The 18,293-nt window shown below is 73.1% G+C and carries 18 protein-coding genes and 1 tRNA gene; 8 read left to right on the plus strand and 11 right to left on the minus strand.

Annotated elements, in window-relative coordinates:
* Window positions 1–123: 123 nt before the first annotated feature.
* The 3 genes from AB0442_RS25245 to ilvA all read right to left on the minus strand — a co-directional run bounded on the left by AB0442_RS25245 (window position 124) and on the right by ilvA (window position 3,369).
* Window positions 124–984 (minus strand): ABC transporter permease, encoded by an 861-nt coding sequence (locus tag AB0442_RS25245; RefSeq protein WP_366165517.1) that lies wholly within the window; start codon window positions 982–984, stop codon window positions 124–126.
* A gap of 1 nt (window position 985) precedes the next feature.
* Window positions 986–1,996: an ATP-binding cassette domain-containing protein gene (locus AB0442_RS25250; RefSeq protein ID WP_366165518.1), complete on the minus strand. Its 1,011-nt coding sequence runs from the start codon at window positions 1,994–1,996 to the stop codon at window positions 986–988.
* A gap of 161 nt (window positions 1,997–2,157) precedes the next feature.
* Complete coding sequence (gene ilvA / locus AB0442_RS25255; protein ID WP_366165520.1) at window positions 2,158–3,369, minus strand: threonine ammonia-lyase; 1,212 nt, start codon at window positions 3,367–3,369, stop codon at window positions 2,158–2,160.
* Window positions 3,370–3,502: 133 nt separating this feature from the next.
* On the opposite strand from ilvA, the gene AB0442_RS25260 reads away from it, so the two are divergent.
* Window positions 3,503–3,976, plus strand: a complete 474-nt coding sequence (locus AB0442_RS25260) for a MarR family winged helix-turn-helix transcriptional regulator (RefSeq protein ID WP_366165521.1) — start codon at window positions 3,503–3,505, stop codon at window positions 3,974–3,976.
* Between the two features lie 16 nt (window positions 3,977–3,992).
* Here AB0442_RS25260 and AB0442_RS25265 read toward each other — a convergent pair whose 3' ends face one another.
* Window positions 3,993–5,147: a cystathionine gamma-synthase gene (locus AB0442_RS25265; RefSeq protein WP_030273652.1), complete on the minus strand. Its 1,155-nt coding sequence runs from the start codon at window positions 5,145–5,147 to the stop codon at window positions 3,993–3,995.
* A 304-nt stretch (window positions 5,148–5,451) separates the two neighbouring features.
* Here AB0442_RS25265 and AB0442_RS25270 point away from each other — a divergent pair, with 304 nt between their 5' ends.
* From AB0442_RS25270 to AB0442_RS25280, 3 genes are all read left to right on the plus strand, one after another.
* Complete coding sequence (locus AB0442_RS25270; protein WP_366165523.1) at window positions 5,452–6,141, plus strand: hypothetical protein; 690 nt, start codon at window positions 5,452–5,454, stop codon at window positions 6,139–6,141.
* Complete coding sequence (locus AB0442_RS25275) at window positions 6,138–7,211, plus strand: nucleotidyl transferase AbiEii/AbiGii toxin family protein (protein WP_366165524.1); 1,074 nt, start codon at window positions 6,138–6,140, stop codon at window positions 7,209–7,211. The genes AB0442_RS25270 and AB0442_RS25275 overlap by 4 nt, the downstream gene beginning before the upstream one ends.
* 416 nt (window positions 7,212–7,627) lie before the next feature.
* The gene (locus AB0442_RS25280; protein ID WP_344625791.1) at window positions 7,628–7,993 is read left to right on the plus strand and encodes a cupin domain-containing protein; all 366 of its coding nucleotides are present in this window, start codon (window positions 7,628–7,630) and stop codon (window positions 7,991–7,993) included.
* 60 nt (window positions 7,994–8,053) lie between these two features.
* On the opposite strand, the gene AB0442_RS25285 is transcribed toward AB0442_RS25280, so the two are convergent.
* The 3 genes from AB0442_RS25285 to AB0442_RS25295 form a co-directional block, all read right to left on the minus strand.
* Entirely contained in the window at window positions 8,054–9,337 is a 1,284-nt protein-coding gene (locus AB0442_RS25285; protein ID WP_366165525.1) for an Ig-like domain-containing protein, read from the minus strand.
* A gap of 209 nt (window positions 9,338–9,546) precedes the next feature.
* Window positions 9,547–9,873, minus strand: coding sequence for a hypothetical protein (locus AB0442_RS25290; RefSeq protein ID WP_366165526.1), 327 nt, complete (start codon window positions 9,871–9,873; stop codon window positions 9,547–9,549).
* Window positions 9,874–10,373: 500 nt separating this feature from the next.
* Window positions 10,374–11,774 carry a cystathionine beta-synthase gene (locus tag AB0442_RS25295; RefSeq protein ID WP_366165528.1) on the minus strand — a complete coding sequence of 467 codons (1,401 nt, stop codon included), beginning with the start codon at window positions 11,772–11,774 and terminating at the stop codon, window positions 10,374–10,376.
* Window positions 11,775–11,919: 145 nt separating this feature from the next.
* On the opposite strand from AB0442_RS25295, the gene AB0442_RS25300 reads away from it, so the two are divergent.
* From AB0442_RS25300 to AB0442_RS25310, 3 genes are all read left to right on the plus strand, one after another.
* On the plus strand, window positions 11,920–12,999 hold the full coding sequence (locus AB0442_RS25300; RefSeq protein WP_366165530.1) for an SGNH/GDSL hydrolase family protein: 1,080 nt from the start codon (window positions 11,920–11,922) through the stop codon (window positions 12,997–12,999).
* 82 nt (window positions 13,000–13,081) lie between these two features.
* Window positions 13,082–14,302, plus strand: a complete 1,221-nt coding sequence (locus AB0442_RS25305; protein ID WP_366165532.1) for an acetyl-CoA C-acetyltransferase — start codon at window positions 13,082–13,084, stop codon at window positions 14,300–14,302.
* 331 nt (window positions 14,303–14,633) lie between these two features.
* Complete coding sequence (locus tag AB0442_RS25310) at window positions 14,634–15,548, plus strand: hypothetical protein (protein WP_363541349.1); 915 nt, start codon at window positions 14,634–14,636, stop codon at window positions 15,546–15,548.
* 80 nt (window positions 15,549–15,628) lie between these two features.
* On the opposite strand, the gene AB0442_RS25315 is transcribed toward AB0442_RS25310, so the two are convergent.
* The 4 genes from AB0442_RS25315 to AB0442_RS25330 form a co-directional block, all read right to left on the minus strand.
* On the minus strand, window positions 15,629–15,967 hold the full coding sequence (locus AB0442_RS25315; protein ID WP_366165533.1) for a hypothetical protein: 339 nt from the start codon (window positions 15,965–15,967) through the stop codon (window positions 15,629–15,631).
* 110 nt (window positions 15,968–16,077) lie between these two features.
* Window positions 16,078–16,965: a Bax inhibitor-1/YccA family protein gene (locus tag AB0442_RS25320; RefSeq protein WP_366165535.1), complete on the minus strand. Its 888-nt coding sequence runs from the start codon at window positions 16,963–16,965 to the stop codon at window positions 16,078–16,080.
* 158 nt (window positions 16,966–17,123) lie between these two features.
* A tRNA-Leu gene (locus tag AB0442_RS25325) sits at window positions 17,124–17,208 on the minus strand.
* 83 nt (window positions 17,209–17,291) lie between these two features.
* Window positions 17,292–17,465 carry a hypothetical protein gene (locus AB0442_RS25330; protein ID WP_366165537.1) on the minus strand — a complete coding sequence of 58 codons (174 nt, stop codon included), beginning with the start codon at window positions 17,463–17,465 and terminating at the stop codon, window positions 17,292–17,294.
* A 51-nt stretch (window positions 17,466–17,516) separates the two neighbouring features.
* Here AB0442_RS25330 and AB0442_RS25335 point away from each other — a divergent pair, with 51 nt between their 5' ends.
* Window positions 17,517–18,290 carry an ABC transporter ATP-binding protein gene (locus AB0442_RS25335; protein WP_344626818.1) on the plus strand — a complete coding sequence of 258 codons (774 nt, stop codon included), beginning with the start codon at window positions 17,517–17,519 and terminating at the stop codon, window positions 18,288–18,290.
* The last annotated feature ends 3 nt before the right edge of the window (window positions 18,291–18,293 follow it).

Here is an 18,293-nt window from a genome sequence, read left to right on the forward strand (position 1 = left end):
CTCTGGGGGCCCGGCTTTATTACTAGGGCTCCACCCCGCACGGGGGCTTGCCCCCGCCCCCCCCGGGGGGGGGGCCCCGGGGGCGGGGCGGGCCCCGCCCCTCGTGGTGCACCTGCCGCCCGGTCAGCCGGCCGCGGAGCGGTACTTGCGGACCGACAGCCAGGAGAACAGCGCCGTGATCACCAGCGACCAGACGATCGACACCGGCACCGCGTGCTGCATCGGCCAGGCGTCGTCGACCGGGCCGACCTGGTTGCCGAACAGGTCGCGGCAGGCCTGGACGGTCGCCGAGAACGGGTTCCAGTAGGCGATCGGCTGCAGCCAGCCCGGCATCGAGCTGATCGGCACGAAGGCGTTGGAGACGAAGGTCAGCGGGAAGAGCCAGATCAGGCCGGCCGAGGTGGCCGCCTCCGGGCTGCGCACGGACAGGCCGATCAGCGCGCCGATCCAGGAGAAGGCGTAGCCGAGCAGGAGCAGCAGCCCGAAGGCCGCCATCGCCTTCCAGAAGCCCTCGTGGATGCGCCAGCCGACCAGCAGGGCGACCAGGGCGAGCACCATCAGGATGAAGGCGGTCTGCACCAGGTCGGCGAGGGTCCGGCCGACCAGGACGGCCGAGCGGGTCATCGGCAGCGAGCGGAAGCGGTCGACCAGGCCCTTGGTCATGTCCTCCGCGATGCCGGCCGAGGCACCGGCGGTCGCGAAGGTGACGGTCTGCGCGAAGATGCCGGCCATCAGGAACTGGATGTAGGCGTCGTGGCTGGCCTGCGTCCCGGGGATCTGGATCGCGCCGCCCATCACGTACGAGAAGAGCAGCACGAACATCACGGGCTGGAGCAGCCCGAAGACCACGATCTCGGGGATGCGGAGCATCCGGCGCAGGTTGCGGCGGGCGACGACCCAGGAGTCGTGCAGCATCGCGGCGAGCCCGGTGCGCCGGCGCGGGACGGCGTGGCCGATGGCGTGCTCGGTGGCGGTGGTCGCCATCTCAGGACTCCTTTCCGTGGCCGTGGCGGCCCCGGGCCTGCTTCTGCGGTCCGTTCCCGCCGTTCTCCTCGGCCTCGGTGGCGTGGCCGGTGAGGGAGAGGAAGACGTCGTCGAGGGTGGGGCGGCGCAGGCCGATGTCGTCGATCTCGATCGAGCGGGCGTCGAGCTCGCGGATGACGTCGGCGAGCACCTTGGAGCCGCCGCTGACCGGGACGGTGATCCGGCGGGTGTTGCGTTCCACGGCCGGCTCGCCCTTGGCGTAGGGGGTGAGGGCGGCAACGGCCCCGGCGACCTCGTCCGGGCGGTGCACCACCAGTTCGATGCGTTCGCCGCCGATCGTCGCCTTGAGCTCGTCGGCGGTGCCGCGGGCGATCACCCGGCCGTGGTCGACCACCGCGATGTCGTGGGCGAGGCGGTCGGCCTCCTCCAGGTACTGGGTGGTGAGCAGCAGGGTGGTGCCCTGGTCGACGAGGTTCTCGATGACCTCCCACAGGGCGAGGCGGTTGCGCGGGTCGAGGCCGGTGGTGGGCTCGTCCATGAACATCACCGGGGGGCGGACGACCAGGGCGGCGGCGAGGTCGAGGCGGCGGCGCATGCCTCCGGAGTAGGTCTTGGCGGTGCGGTCGGCGGCCTCGGCGAGGTTGAACCACTCCAGCAGTTCCAGGGCGCGGGCCTTCGCGTCGCGGGCGCTCATCTGGTACAGCTCGCCGACCATCTGGAGGTTCTCGCGACCGGTGAGGTACTCGTCGACGGCGGCGTACTGGCCGGAGAGGCCGATCAGGCCGCGCACCTCGTTGGGGTGCCGGAGCACGTCCAGTCCGGCCACCGCGGCTCGGCCGGAGTCGGGTCGGAGCAGGGTGGTGAGCACCCGCACGGCGGTGGTCTTGCCGGCGCCGTTCGGGCCGAGCAGGCCCAGCACGGTGCCTTCGGGCACGTCGAGGCTGACGCCGTCGAGGGCGCGGACGTCACCGAAGGTCTTGACCAGGTCCTCGGCTTGGATGGCTGGCGCCATGGCCTGCCTCATCTCCTGTTTGTCCGGTATGTCGTCTGATCGTCACACAGGTGCCCGGCCGGGCGGATCCCGAATCTCGCGATGCATCGCGAGAGGATGGCAGCTTGCGATATATCGCGTCAAGGGGTGCGGCGGTGCGCCACCCGCACGGCGGAGCGGTCCTACTGCGTGACCACGTACCCCGCGGCGCGCAGCTCACCGGTCACCACCGCGCAGTGTTCCGGCCCCTTGGTCTCCAGGTGCAGGTCCACCTCGACCTCGGTCAGCCCCAGCCGCGGGTCGATCCGCACGTGCGCGACGTCCAGCACGTTGGCGTCCACCCGGGTGAGCACCCCCAGCAGGTCGGCCAGCGCCCCCGGCCTGTCCGCCAGCCGCACCCGCAGCGACAGGTAGCGGCCGGCTGCCGCCAGACCGTGCCGCAGCACCCGCATCATCAGCTGCGGGTCGATGTTGCCGCCGGACAGCACCGCCACCACCGGGCCCTCGAAGCCCTCCGGCCGCTCCAGCAGGGCCGCGATCGGGCTCGCCCCGGCCGGCTCCACCACCAGCTTCAGCCGCTCCAGGCCGACCAGCAGCGCCCGCGACAGCGCGTCCTCGGAGACCGTGCGGACACCGTCGGCCAGCGTGTTCACCACCTCGAACGGGATGTCACCGGGCCGGCCCACCATGATCCCGTCCGCCATCGTGGCGATCCCCGGCAGCGACACCGGGTGCCCGGCCGCCAGCGACGGCGGGTACGCGGCCGCGCCCGCCGCCTGCACCCCGACCACCCGCACGTCCGGGCGCAGCGGCTTCACCGCCGCCGCGATCCCGGCGATCAGCCCGCCGCCGCCGACCCCGACCAGGATCGTGCGGACCTCCGGGCACTGCTCCAGGATCTCCAGGCCCACCGTGGCCTGGCCGGTCACCACGTCCCAGTGGTCGAAGGGGTGGATGAACACCGCGCCGGTCGCCTCCGACCAGCGCTGCGCCGCCTGCAGGGCCTCGTCGACGGTGGCGCCGTGCAGCCGCACCTCGGCGCCGTAGTCGCGGGTCGCCGCCACCTTGGGCAGCGGGGCGCCGGTCGGCATGAAGACGGTGGCGGGCACCCCGAGCAGCGAGGCCGCCAGCGCCACGCCCTGCGCGTGGTTGCCGGCGCTCGCGGCGACGACCCCGCCGGCCTTCTGCACCGGCGTCAGCCCGGCGATCCGCACGTACGCGCCGCGCAGCTTGAACGAGCCGGTGCGCTGCAGGTTCTCGCACTTGAGGTGGACGGGCGAGCCCACCAGCGCGGACAGGTACCGGCTCGACTCCATCGGCGTCACCCGGGCGATCCCGGCCAGCATCTTCTGGGCGCCGCGGACGTCGTCGAGGGTGACCGGCCAGCTCTGCATGCGGATCAGCGTACGGCCGCGGGCTGCCTGCGACCGGCAGCGACCGGCGACGCCGGGCCTGTTCCCGGGCCGGGCCGTCGCGCGTACGCTGCTGGCTCCGAGCACCCGTACCGCCTCTGGAACGTGAGCCGCGATGACGACCCCCTCGCCCCCGGCCGCCCCCGGCAACGACCCCCTCCACAGCCAACTCCACTACCAGGTGGCGGTGTTCGCCCGTCGGCTGGAGCAGGCCCGGCACGGCGCGGTCGGCTCGCTGGACCGTGCCGCCTACCTGCTGCTGGACGAGCTGCAGCGCCGCGGCCCGGCCAGCGTGAAGACCCTCGCCGCGGCGCTCGGCGTCGACTCCTCCACCGTCACCCGGCAGGCCGCGCCGCTCGTCGAGGCGGACCTGGTCGGCCGGGTCCCGTACCCGGCCGACCGGCGTGCCGTGCACCTCGCCCTGACCCCGCTCGGCAGCCACAGGCTCACCGAAGTACGGGCCGGACGGGAGGAGTTGATGCGCCACCTGACGGCGGACTGGCCCGCCGACGAGCGGCGGGCCTTCTGCGCCCTGCTGGCCCGCTTCAACGACTCGCTGGAGTCGTACTCGGCGGGCCGTCAGTCCTGACCGGGCCGCGCGGGGCTCAGCCCAGCGCCTGGCGCAGGTCGGCGAGCAGGTCGTCGACCGACTCGATGCCGACCGAGATCCGCACCAGGTCGGCCGGCACCTCCAGCGCCGAACCCGCCACCGAGGCGTGCGTCATCCGGCCCGGGTGCTCGATCAGCGACTCCACGCCGCCCAGCGACTCGCCGAGGGTGAACAGCTGCGCCCGGTTGCAGACCTCGACCGCCGCCTCCTCGCCGCCGTGCACGCGGAAGGAGACCATGCCGCCGAAGGCCTTCATCTGCTTGGCCGCGATGTCGTGGCCGGGGTGCTCGGGCAGGCCCGGGTAGAGCACCTGGCTGACCTTCGGGTGGCCGGCCAGCAGCTCGGCGACCTTCTCGGCGTTGGCGCTGTGCCGGTCCATCCGGACGCCCAGCGTCTTGATGCCGCGCAGCACCAGCCAGGCGTCGAACGGGCCGGAGACCGCGCCCATCGCGTTCTGGTGGTACGCGACCTCTTCGCCGAGGCCGGCGTCGGCCAGCACCAGCGCGCCGCCGACCACGTCCGAGTGGCCGCCCATGTACTTGGTGGTGGAGTGCACCACGGCGTCGGCGCCGAGCGCGATCGGCTGCTGCAGGTAGGGGCTGGCGAAGGTGTTGTCCACCACCAGCAGGGCGCCGGCGGCGTGCGCCACCTCGGCCAGCGCGGTCAGGTCGGTGATGCCCAGCAGCGGGTTGGACGGGGTCTCCACCCACACCGCGCGGGTGTTCGGACGGAGCTGGGCGCGGACGTCCGCGAGGTCCTGGGTGTTGGCGACGGAGAACTCCACGCCCCACCGGGTGAGGACCTTCGCGAACAGCCGGAACGTGCCGCCGTAGGCGTCGTTCGGGATCACGATGTGGTCGCCCGGCTTGAGGATCGTGCGCAGCAGGGTGTCCTCGGCCGCGAGGCCGGAGGCGAAGGCGAGGCCGCGCGCGCCTCCCTCGATCGCCGCGAGGCACTCCTCCAGCGCGGTTCTGGTCGGGTTGGCGGAACGGCTGTACTCGTACCCGCCCCGCAGGCCGCCCACCCCGTCCTGCTTGTACGTGGACACCTGGTAGATCGGCGTGACGACGGCCCCGGTCTGGGGGTCTGCTTCCTGACCCGCGTGGATGGCGAGGGTCTCGAAGCCCTGGGGAAGCTGGTGCTCGGTCATGCCCATGAGCCTAGTCCGCGGGGGCCCGGCCGCACGGGCTGAGCGCACGTCCGGTGCCGCGCCGTCGGCCGGTGCGGCCGCGGCCGGTCGGGGCGGGCCCGCCGGCAGCTGCCCGGAGGACCCGGTCCGGCCTGGTAGATCCCTCCGTCCGCGGCCGGTCCGACCGCTACGATCGCGCGTCCGCACATCCGATCGAGAGATCCGATCGGCCGTCCCCGGGGGAACCGAAACCGTGGGCACGACCCCGCCGCCCGCCGTCGAGGCCCGCGGCGGCGCTGTCACAGCCGCCTGACAGGATGCGCGGGTGCCCGACACCCGTACACCGGTCCGCCCCGACTTCCGGGGCGACTTCGAGATCCACCTGACCGTCGCCCCGCAGCAGGGCCCGGCGCTCGCCGCCTGGGCCGCGGGGCGCGGCCTCAAGGTCGTCGACATCGAGCTCGCCCGGGGCGCCGCCCCGCGGCAGCCGATGCTCACCCTGACCGTCTCCGGCACCCTCGCCGAGGCCGAGGCGCTCGCCGCCCGGACGGGGGCGGAGGCCGACTCCGCCGGGTTCGCCGTGCTCCGCACCAAGATCGAGGCCGCGCCCTGGACGGCGGGCGTCCCCGCCAGCGACGGGCAGGCCCGGGCCCTCGGCCCGGCGTACTACTTCGAACACCACGTCAAACTGCTGCTGGACGCGCCGCCCGGGCCCGCGCTGGCCGCCGCGGCCGAGCGCCACGACGCCCACCTGTCCCGCAACGCCCGGCGCACCCGGCCCGACGGACAGGTCGAGTTCTTCGTCACCCAGCGCTGCCGCCTGGTCGGCGCCGACACCGCCGGCCGCCGCCTGGACGCCCTGCTCGCCGACCTCGCCGGCCACCGGATCGCCTCCGTCGAGCGGGAGTTCGCCGTGCTCGACACCACCGAGGCGCTGGACGCCGGCTGGATCGCGGAAGCCCGTCCCGCGGACGCCCACCCCACCCAGGACACCGCCGAAAGGACCTCCCGATGACCAACTCCTCCTGGCAGGAACTCGGCTACGGCCCCTGGAGCGAGCAGCTCAGCCTCCCGCACACGAACCCCACCGACAGCGAACGCACCGAGCTCGAACTCCCCCGCTCGATCCGGCCGGTGGCCGGCGAGGGCGTCGTCCAGCGGGCGGTCTTCGACCCCTCGCTGCGCGGCTACGTCAAGGCGATGCGGGCCGGCGACCCGGAGTTCGCCGACGCGGCCACCGGCGCCCGCTGGTACGCCGCCCGGCGGGAGGCCCTGGACACCGTGCTCGCCGCCGTCGCCTCCTCCCCCTGGGCCGGACACCTGGTGCTGCGCGGATCGGTGCTGCTCACCGCCTGGTTCGGGACGGACGCCCGCGAGCCCGGCGACCTCGACTTCATCGTCACACCGGCCGACTGGGAGCTCGACGACCCGCGCACCGACGGCCTGCTCACCGGGCTGGCGGCCGCCGCCGAGGCGCTCTCCGGCACCGTCCGGCTGCACGCCGACCGGGCCGTCCGGGACGAGATCTGGACGTACGACCGCGTCCCGGGGCGCCGCCTCGTCCTGCCGTGGAGCGCCGACGGCCTGCCCGAGGGCACCGTCCAGCTGGACTTCGTCTTCACCGAGCCGCTGGCCGCCGAACCCGTCCGCACCGCCGTGCCTCCGCTCTCCGGCTCCGGCACGCCCGCCGAACTGCGCACCGCCGACCGCGAGCTCTCGCTCGCCTGGAAGATCCTCTGGCTGGTCAACGACGGCTTCGCCCAGGGCAAGGACCTGTACGACGCCGTCCTGCTCGCCGAGTCCGCCCCGCTCCGCTACGAGCTGCTGCGGGACGTCTTCCTCACGTCCCACCCGTGGTGGGCCACCCGGCCTCTGGTCACCGATGACGTCGCCGAGCCGCTGGAGCGCGTCGAGTGGGACGAGTTCCGCAAGGAGCACCCGCAGGTCGGCACCGCCGAGGAGTACGGCGAGCGGCTGCTCGCCGCCCTCGCCCCGACCTTCGGCGGCCGCAGCGAGGAGGAGCTCCGCGCGGTGTGGCTGCCGCCGGAGTCCACCACGGGATCCGACGGCACCGGCGCGCGTTGAACCCACCGCGCACCCGACCCGCCGGACACCCGGAGCAGGCCTTGCTGTTCAACCGCCACAAGAGCGCTCTCGTCACCCGCCGACCAGGCGCTGCCCGGCCGAGCCCTACCACCAGCAGTACCTCTCCGAGGCCAAGAACCCCAACGGCTGCTGCGGCCTCGGCGGCACCGGCGCCCCCTGCCCGATCGGCGTCGCGCGGACGAACGGCTGACCGGCCGGTGACGACGGCCCGGGAGCTGTACCGGGCGATGCCGCGCGACGACGTCGCCCCGCGGCTGCGCGCCCTCCCCGGGCCCTGACCGGCGTTCGCGGGCCGGGCGGTCGCTTCTCCGTGGCAGCCGTGCGCGGCGCGGCGGAGACTGGGGGTGTCGGCAGGGTGGCCCGGGTGGGTCGCCCCCGTTCGGAGGAGATGCGCGATGGCCGGTCTTGTCCGCATGAGCCTGGACTCGCCCGAGGAGGTCCGTCCGTTCGAGGACGGCCGCGGCCGCATGGAACTGGTCAACCAGGAGGGCGGCGGCGTGGGCCGCGGCACCTTCGAACCCGGCTGGCAGTGGTCGAAGCACGTCAAGCCGATCGCCGGCACGGAGAGCTGCCGGGCCTCCCACACGGGGTACGTGGTCTCCGGCCGGATGAAGGTCGTGATGGACGACGGGCAGGAGGAGGAGTTCGGCCCGGGCGACTTCATGATCTGCCCGCCGGGGCACGACGCGTGGGTGCTCGGCGACGAGGCGTGCGTGGTGATCGACTGGCAGGGCTTCGCCGACTACGCCAAGCGGTCCTGACGGGCCGGCCCCGCCCGACGGCGACCCGCCACCGCGGGGCGCCGCCGGTCGCCGGGCGGATCAGACGGCGCTGCCGGCCGTCCAGGCGGCCCAGCTCAGGTTCCAGCCGTTGAGGCCGTTGGCCGGGTCGACCGTCCGGTCGCCGGAGTTGACGACCTCGACGACGTCGCCGACCAGCGACTCCTTGAAGAAGACGGCGCCGTCGGTCTGCGGGTCGCCCGCGCCCTTGACGTCGCGCAGCGCGATGCAGCCGTGGCTGAGGTTCTGCTCGCCGAAGGCGCTCCCGGGCGACCAGTAGTTGCCGTGGATGAAGGTGCCCGAGGTGGTGAGGCGCTGGGCGTGCGGCACGTCGGGGATGTTGTACTCGTCGCCGAGGCCGACGGTCTGGGAGTCCATCTTGGTCTGCAGGTACTGCTCGGCGATGACGAGCTTGCCGCCCCAGGTCCGGGTGGCGGGGGCGCCGCCGATGATCGGGTAGGTGGCGGTGACCACGCCGTCGGTGGTGACGGTGAGGGTGTCGGCGGAGAGGTCGGCGACGCTGGTGCGACTGCGGCCGACGGTGAAGCTGACGTCCTTGGACTGGGTGCCGTAGACGCCCTTGGCGCCCTCGACGTCCTTGAGCCGCAGGCTGAGGGTGACGACCGTGCCCTTGGCCCAGTACTCCTGCGGGCGGAAGTCGAGCCGGGTGCTGGAGTACCAGTGGCCGACGATCTCGACGCCGGGCCGGGCGGTGACGGTGATCGCCTCCTGGACGGCCTTCCGGTCGGTGATCGGCCGGCTGAAGTTGATCGAGACGGGCATGCCGACGCCGACGGTGGCGCCGTTGTCGGGGGTGAAGTGGCCGACGAAGGTGTTGGCGGGGGCGGCGGTGGCGAAGGCCGCGTGCGCGTCGGCCTCCAGCCCGTCCGGGTCGGTGGCGGCGGCGGCCACGGTGTAGCGGGTGCCGCTGCCGAGCGGGTCGGTGGAGGTCCAGCCGTGCCGGTCGGCGGAGAGGGTGCCGGCGACCGCCCGGCCCTTCTCGTCGGTGACGGTGACGGAGGTCAGGGTGCCCCCGGTGACGGCGACCTTGATCGGCCGGGTGAAGGGGGCCGTGGTGGCGCCGTCGGCGGGGGTGACGGTTATTCGGGCGGCCGAGGTCTTCGGGACGTCGGCGCCCTTGGTGGTGGCCGCCGCTCCGGACGGCCCGCCGGCGGCCTTCCCGGCCGCGTTGCCGCTGCCGTTGCCGCTGCCGGTGTCGCCGTTGCAGGCCGCGACCAGCAGGGCCGGGGCGGCGAGCAGACCGCCCAGGACGCCGCGCCGGGTCCAGTTGCTGCTCCCGGACTGCTGGTTCTCGGGTGCCGTCACGTGGTTCTCCCTGCTGCTCGGCGGCGCGCCCGGCGCCCGGTACGGATCGTGAGCATGGCGCAACAGGGCGAATACACCCGTTCGGCGCACATGTTCCAGATCGTACGAGAGTACTTGTCATACCTCCATATCGGACAAAAGGCCCGGTCCGGAAGGGTCCGGACCGGGCCTTGCCGCCGTGCGGCGGTGCCGCGCGGGCGCGACGAGGACTACTCGACGCTGTACTCGTCCCAGCTCTCCTCGTCCGGGTCGAAGTCGGTGTGCGCCGACTCCCAGGTGGCCGAGGTCAGCTCGATGCCGGGGACGTCGCCGAGCAGCGCGACCGGGTCGATGAAGTGGGCGAGCGAGCCGGACGGGTCCACCTCGATGGCCTCGACGGACTGGGCGCGCTCCTCGTCGTCGAGGTACTCGTCGTTCTCGACCTGGGCGAGGGCGGCGGCCTTGAGGGCCTGCTCGTCGGTGATCTCGGCGATGAGCTCGATCTTGAGCCGTACGTAACGCGGTGCGTCCTGCGCGGGCAGGTCAGTGCTGGTCATGGCGGCGAGCCTAGGTCAGCGGACGGGCGGACCCAAACCGGTGCGCCGGAACGCGCGGAAGGGCCGGCGGCCGGGCCCGCGGCGGGCGGCCGGCCGGGGAAACACGGGAGGGCCGGCCCCCTGCAACGGGGACCGGCCCTACCGCCTCCGCCGAAGCTCCCCCACCCGGGAGCCGCGGAGACGCGCCTCTCGGCGCGATGGGTGCCGCGGGGGCCGCCGCACCCTGTTGATCGGTCGGAACCGAACAGGGGCGGGACGACGGCAACCCCCGCGGGCGGGACACGGAGGGCCGGGTCAGGGCCGACCGACGTGTCCGTGGTGACTGCGGGACCGGGGAGCCGCTCCCGGCCTCCGCTGCCACCATGCTCGGCGTCTTGCCGTTGACCAATACGATGCAGGACCGTTGTTAACGGCCTGATGCGCCGAGGTGACGTCGGTGTACCAACTGGTGGGACGACGTCCCTTCACCCGGTCGGCCCACCGGGTCCGGTGACACGGGGTCAGTGACCGGCCCGGCTGGTGAGGAAGGCCAGCAGGTCCTGCCGGGTGACGATGCCCTGCGGCTTGCCCTCGACCAGCACGACCACCGCGTCGGCCTTCTCCAGGACCGTCATCAGGTTGGTCACCGACTCGCCGGAGCCGACCACCGGCAGCGGCTTGGACATCACCTTGTCGAGGCTGTCGGTCAGCTTGATCTGCTGCGAGAACAGGCCCTCCAGCAGCTCCCGCTCGACGATCGAGCCGATGACCTCGCCGGCCATCACGTCGGGGTGGCCGGCACCCGGCGACACGATCGGCATCTGGGAGACGCCGAAGTCGCGCAGCACCTGGACGGCCTCGGCGACGGTCTCGTTGGGGTGCATGTGGACGAACTGCGGGATGCCCTCGTGCTCCAGCGCGTCCTTGCGGGCGAGCACCTCGCCGATGTGCGCCTCGTCGGTGGCGGTGGGCAGGAAGCCGTAGTCGGCCATCCAGTCGTCGTTGAAGATCTTGGAGAGGTAGCCGCGGCCGCCGTCCGGCAGCAGCACGACGACCACGTCGTCCGGGCCGAGCCGCTTGGCGACCTCCAGGGCGGCGACCACGGCCATGCCGCAGGAGCCGCCGACCAGCAGGCCCTCCTCCTTGGCGAGGCGGCGGGTCATCTGGAAGGAGTCCTTGTCGGACACGGCCACGATCTCGTCCGCGACGGTGCGGTCGTAGGCGGTGGGCCAGAAGTCCTCGCCGACGCCCTCGACCAGGTACGGGCGGCCGGTGCCGCCGGAGTACACCGAGCCCTCCGGGTCGGCGCCGACGACCTGGACCTTGCCGTCGGAGACGTCCTTCAGGTACCGGCCGGTGCCCGAGATGGTGCCGCCGGTGCCGACGCCCGCGACGAAGTGGGTGATCTTCCCGTCGGTCTGCTCCCACAGCTCCGGGCCGGTCGAGTGGTAGTGCGAGGCCGGGTTGTCCGGGTTGGAGTACTGGTCCGGCTTCCAGGCGTTCGGGGTCTCGCGCACCAGGCGGTCCGAGACGTTGTAGTACGAGTCCGGGTGCTCGGGCGCGACGGCGGTCGGGCAGACCACCACCTCGGCGCCGTACGCGCGCAGCGTGTTGATCTTGTCGGTGGACACCTTGTCGGGGCAGACGAAGATGCACTTGTAGCCCTTCTGCTGGGCCACGATCGCCAGACCGACACCGGTGTTGCCGGAGGTGGGCTCGACGATGGTGCCGCCGGGCTTGAGCGCGCCCGAGGCCTCGGCGGCCTCGATCATGCGCAGCGCGATCCGGTCCTTCACGCTGCCGCCCGGGTTGAAGTACTCGACCTTCGCGAGCACGGTGGCGCTGATGCCCTCGGTGACCTTGCTCAGCTTCACCAGCGGCGTGTTGCCGACCAGCTCGATGATCGAATTGCTGTACCGCACGGGGGTCCTCCCGATAGTGGCGCGTGTGACTGTGGGTGTCTAAAGGGTATGGCCCCGGATGGCCGACGGCCGCCGATAGCGGTAGGGCCGGGAGGGGTACTACGGGGTTACGAGGACTCTGGAAGACCGCACAAGGGGGTGCAGGATGCCAGGGGCACAGGCTTCGCGGGCCCGGGTGGCCCGCCGGATCGCCACGGCGGCCGCATACGGCGGCGGTGGGATCGGGCTGCTGGGCGTGGGGCTCGCCGGACTGCTGCTGACCGAGAGCAGGATGGCGATCCGGGCGATCGGGCTGCTGGACGGCGATCCGCCGCGCGCGGACGGCGTGTACGGCGACGCCTTCACCGACGCGGGGACGATCGCCCCGGCCTCGGACGAACCGCCGCTGGTGCTCGCCTTCCTCGGCGACTCGACCGCGGCCGGCCTCGGGGTGAACCGCGGCCGGGAGACCCCGGGCGCCCTGCTGGCCTCCGGCCTGGCCTCGGTGGCCGAGCGCCGGGTGCGGCTGGTGAACGTCGCCAAGTCGGGGGCGCGCTCGGAGGACCTGGCGGACCAGGCGGCGCTCGCCCTGCCGCACCGCCCCGCGCTCGCGGTGATCATGATCGGGGCCAACGACGTGACCCGGCACAGCCCGGCGGCGCAGTGCGTGCGGCAGCTGGGCGACGCCGTGCGGATCCTGCGGTCGACCGGGTGCGAGGTGGTGGTCGGCACCTGCCCGGATCTCGGCACCATCAAGCCGGTGCGGCCGCCGCTGCGCTGGGTGGCCCGGCGCCTCAGCCGGCAGCTCGCCGCGGCGCAGACGATCGCCGTGGTGGAGGCCGGCGGGCGGACGGTGTCGCTGGGCTCGCTGCTCGGGCCGGAGTTCGCGACCCGGCCGGAGCTCTTCGCCGCCGACCGCTACCACCCGTCGGCGCAGGGCTACGCGACCGCGGCGATGGCGATGCTGCCCTCACTGTGCGCCACGCTGGACCTGTGGCCCGACGAGGAGGACACCGCCGCCGAGCCGCCGGCCGCGCAGGCGGTGCTGCCGGTCGAGGTCGCGGCCGCGGCCGCGGCGGGCCACTCGGGCACCGAGGTCGCGGCGGCCGGCACCGGGCCGGCGGCTCGGCGCTGGGCCCTGATGCGGCACCGGTTGCGGCTCGGCCTGCCGGGCACGCCGGAGCCCGAGGCGGCGTCGGCCAGCTCACACCCCGGATCGGGTGACGCCGGGGCTACTAAACGGTAATTTTCCTCCCGAGTGTCGTTGGGAGCCGATACGCGGCCTCAAGTGAATGCTCGCTAGCCGGCCGATCTGCGAGGAGCCCACCATGCCCGAAGCCGTCATCGTCAGCGCCGCCCGTTCGCCGATCGGCCGGGCCTTCAAGGGCTCGCTGAAGGACGTCCGCCCGGACGACCTCACCGCCCAGATCATCGCCGCCGCCCTCGCCAAGGTCCCCGAGCTGGACCCGCAGCAGATCGACGACCTGATGCTCGGCTGCGGCCTGCCCGGCGGCGAGCAGGGCCACAACCTCGGCCGGATCGTCGCCGTGCAGATGGGCATGGACTACCTCCCGGGCACCACCATCACCCGCTACTGCGCCTCTTCGCTGCAGACCACCCGGATGGCACTGCACGCGATCAAGGCCGGCGAGGGCGACATCTTCATCTCGGCCGGCGTCGAGGCCGTCTCCCGGAGCATCAACGGCACCTCCGACGGCATGCCGAACACCCCCAACCCGCTCTTCGACGACGCCCAGGCCCGCACCGCCCGCCGCGCCGCCGAGGGCGGCGGCGAGTGGCACGACCCGCGCGAGGACGGCATCCTCCCCGACGCCTACATCGCCATGGGCCAGACCGCCGAGAACCTCGCCGCGCTCAAGGGCATCACCCGCGCCGAGCAGGACGAGTTCGGCGTCCGCTCGCAGAACCTCGCCGAGAAGGCCATCGCCGCCGGCTTCTGGCAGCGCGAGATCACCCCGATCACCACCCCCGACGGCACCGTCGTCTCCCAGGACGACGGCCCGCGCGCCGGCGTCACCCTGGACGCCGTCTCCGGCCTCAAGCCGGTCTTCCGCCCCGACGGCACCGTCACCGCCGGCAACTGCTGCCCGCTCAACGACGGCGCCGCCGCCCTGGTGATCATGTCCGACACCAAGGCCCGCGAACTCGGCATCACCCCGCTCGCCCGGGTCGTCTCCACCGGCGTCTCCGGCCTCTCCCCCGAGATCATGGGCTACGGCCCCGTCGAGGCCACCAAGCAAGCCCTCGCCCGCGCCGGCATGACCATCGGCGACATCGACCTCGTCGAGATCAACGAGGCCTTCGCCGCCCAGGTCATCCCCTCCTACCGCGACCTCGGCATCGACATCGACCGCCTCAACGTCAACGGCGGCGCCATCGCCGTCGGCCACCCCTTCGGCATGACCGGCGCCCGCATCACCACCACCCTGATCAATTCCCTCCAGTGGCACGACAAGCAGTTCGGCCTGGAGACGATGTGCGTCGGCGGCGGCCAGGGCATGGCGATGGTGATCGAGCGGCTGAGCTGAGCCGCAGCGCGACAACGGACACCGGCGGCCGAGCCGATCACGGGCGACACGCCGCACGAGGGGTGGGGGACCACCCGTTCGGAGTGACACTCCGTAATTGAGGGCCGGATCACACGCGAAACGTGGTCCGGCCCTCGATTTTGCATTTCCGGGCCGTTTCGTCGACGGAGCGGAATGGCTCGACTCCGCTCCGCCGATAGGTAGTACCTAACAATTTGGGGACAAGAGCGGAAGTTCCCCATTAATGGGACATCCACCACTGCAGTAACCGCCCCTCATACGGCAGTGTGGACGTGCAACCCCGTTCCACTCCTCGCAAGGAGTACATTCCGTGAGCGTCGTCTACATCTCTCTGCTGCTGATCCTGATCGTCGTCGCCACTGTCGTGCTGCTCCAGGTCCGGGCGCTCTCACGGCGGTTGGAGGAGCGGCAGGCCGCACCGGCCGGCACCGCCCTCGACGAGGCGTCGATACGCCGCGCGGTCACCGAGGCACTCGCGGCGGACCGGGAGCGGGAGATCACCGAGGCCCGGGCGTTCTGGGCCGAGCAGGAGGCGCGCGCCGCGGAGGACGCCCCGATGTTCGAGGGCCCGTTCCTGAGCGTCGGCGAGGAATGGCCGCTGTTCTTCCCCCGGCCGACCGGCCCGGAGACCGCGGCGGACAACGGGACGATGGATCCGGGGTTCGGCGAGGCGCTGCGCAGCGCGCTCGAGGACATCATCAACGAGGGCGGCCCCGAGGGCGGCGTGCACCCCGGCCACCCCTCGCAGGGCGGCTCCCCGGTGCCGGCCGAGGCCGGCGCCGACGCCCGCGCCCGTCGCGAGGCCGACCTGATCGCGACCGGTCTGGAGGCCGGCCTGCTGGACGCCGAGGCGGAGGCCGAACCGGCCGTCGCGCCGGACCCGCGCCGCCACCCCTCGCACCCCGACTTCGTGCCGAGCCAGACCCCGTCCCGCGAGTGGACGGACACCCGGCTCGCCGTGCTGGCCGACGAGAAGATCGCCCTCACCGACGTCCGCCCCGGCCCGCTGGGCACGCTGGACGTGTACGCCTTCGCCGACGGCACCACCCTCTGCGTGGCGCCCGGCGACCGCGAGGCGGCCTACCGGCTGATCGACGCCGTCCAGGCCGGCGAGGACGTCCGGCTGCTCGGCGGCTCCCGGTTCTCCGGCTCGTACTCGCTGACCTTCTCCACCGACGACGACGCGGTGTACGTGCTGGCCGACCGGGTGGTCGCGAGCATCTGAACCACCGACGACGGACACCGGCCGAGGGCCGGTCGGGCAGCACCCGGGCTGCCCGACCGGCCCTCGCCGTTCCCCGCGCCTCAGGCGGTGAGCCGCTCGGTCTCCCGGACGGCGGTCAGCGCCGCGGCGACGGCCTCCGGCCGGCCCTGCGCGGCGATCACCAGGTCGTGCCCGGCCACGGCGAGCTGGTCGCCGACCGCGAACGGGCCCGCGTCCGGGACCTCGCGCGGCGGCTCGCCCTCCAGTTCCAGGGCGGCCGCGGCCAGGCCGCGGGCCAGCTCCAGGCCGGCCGCCGCACGGGACGGGTGGCCGGGCACCGCGGCGAGCAGTCGGCTCTGCGGCATCGAACGGAACCGGTCCGCGAGGCGGTCGACGGCCTCGACCAGGGCGGCGGCGGACAGCGGGGGTGCGTCGGACATGCAGCGAGGGTATCGGGCACGCCCGCCGGTGCGTCCGGCGCGGCCCGGACGTGCCGCAGCCCCCGGGGGCGGTGCTCCCGGGGGCTGCGGCGGCGTGCAGGGGCGAGGGGTCAGTCGTCGCCGCGGAGGATGGCGATCAGGCGCAGCATCTCCAGGTAGATCCAGACCAGCGAGAGGGTGAGGCCGAAGGCGGCGCGCCAGGCCTCGCGCTCGGGGGCGCCGTTCTGGATCGCGTGCTCGATCTCGGCGAAGTCCAGCGAGAGGAAGAACGCGCCGAGGGCGATGCCGATCAGGCCGACCACGATGCCGAGCGGGCCGGAGCGCAGACCGAGGTCGGCGCCGAACATCGAGGCGATCATGTTGACCAGCAGCAGGCCGACGAAGCCCATCGCGATGGCGAGGCCGATCCGGGTGTACCGGGGGGTGACCCGGATCCGGCCGCTCTTGTAGGCGATCAGCATCGCGCCGAAGACCACCGCGGTGCCGAGCACGGCCTGGACGGCGATGCCGGGCCAGATCGTGTTGAAGACCTTGGTGATCGCGCCGAGGAAGAAGCCCTCCAGGGCGGCGTAGGCGAGGATCAGCGGCGGGCTGACGCTGCGTTTGAAGGTGATGACCAGGCCGACCACGAAGGCGGCGAAGGCGGCGCCGGCCGCGAAGGCGTAGCCCTCGTCCGGCAGCGCGAACCAGGCGACGGCGCCGGCGCCGACCAGGGCGAGCAGGGTGAGCGTCGTCCGGGCGACCACGTCGTCCATGGTCATCCGGCCGGTCTGCATCGGGCCCGCGGAGGGGGCCCGGTACATCTCGGCCAGCTGGCCGTCCGTCAGCTGGGAGCCCTCGGGACGCGCGTACGGGTTGGCGCCGTAGGGGTTGGCCGCGTAGGGGTTGTTGGCGTACGGGTCGGCGGCGTGGGGCTGCCGGGTGGCGTCGAACCCCGCGTATCCGGTGTCGCGGGTGAAGGACCCCTCCCGCGAGAAGACCGGGTTGCTGCTTCTCATCTCATTCCCTCCGGGGCGGCACGGCGCTGCCCACCGGACCAGGGTAATGGTTTGGCAAAGGCGTGCGCGTACGCCGCGAGGAGGATCTCCGGCGGAGGACCGGGCGGGCCGCGCGGGGCCGGCGGCGCCGCGTGCCCGGTCAGGGGTGGTGCGGGATGTGGTGCCCGGGGCCGGACTCGAACCGGCACGGCCTCGCGGCCAAGCAGTTTTAAGCTGCCCGTGTCTGCGTTCCACCACCCGGGCGTGAACCGCGCGCCCGTGTGCGGGCTGCCCCCGAGCCTAGTCGCCAAGGTCCCCGTTTCGCATGTTCCGGCCACCGGAAGTTGTCATGTTTCCTTGCCATCTGACGAACAGTCCGTGATTCGGCCACCGACCGGGCGATATCCGGCCACCCCGCCCTCAGGGTCGGTGTCATACCGCAGGAGGAGAAGTGCGGCCTGCGGATACGCCTGGCGGTGGTCGGCGCAACCGTTCGGCGGATCGACGGATTCCATGATCACGTGCGGGAGGATCGTAAGGACGATCCCGCACCCTCCCGACAGGAGTCCCCCGTGACCACGACGACCGCACCCGCCGCCCGCACCGGCCAGGCGGCCGCCCGCGCCACCGGTCTGAGCAAGGTCTACGGGGAGGGCGAGACCCGCGTGGTCGCCCTCGACAGCGTGAGCGTGGCCTTCGGGCAGGGCGAGTTCACCGCGATCATGGGCCCGTCCGGCTCCGGCAAGTCGACCCTGATGCACTGCATGGCCGGCCTGGACACGGTCTCCTCGGGCTCCGCCACGATCGGCGGGACGGAGCTCGTCGGGCTGCGCGACAAGCAGCTGACCAAGCTCCGCCGGGACAAGATCGGCTTCATCTTCCAGGCGTTCAACCTGCTGCCCACGCTGACCGCGCTGGAGAACATCACCCTGCCGATGGACATCGCCGGCACCAAGGCCGACCGGCAGTGGCTGGACCGCGTGGTCGACACCGTCGGCCTCTCCGGCCGGCTCTCGCACCGCCCCTCCCAGCTCTCCGGCGGCCAGCAGCAGCGCGTGGCCTGCGCCCGCGCCCTGGCCTCCAAGCCGGAGATCATCTTCGCCGACGAGCCGACCGGCAACCTCGACTCCCGCTCCGGCGCGGAGATCCTCTCCTTCCTGCGCAACTCGGTGCGCGAGCTCGGCCAGACGGTCGTGATGGTGACGCACGACCCGGTCGCGGCCTCGTACGCCGACCGCGTGGTGTTCCTCGCCGACGGCCGGATCGTCGACGAGCTCACCGCCCCGACCGCCGACTCCGTCCTGGACCGCATGCGCCGCTTCGACGCCAAGGGCCGCACCAGCTGACAC

Origin of the sequence: Kitasatospora sp. NPDC085895, from assembly GCF_040702125.1 — a bacterium.
GTDB lineage: Bacteria > Actinomycetota > Actinomycetes > Streptomycetales > Streptomycetaceae > Kitasatospora > Kitasatospora arboriphila.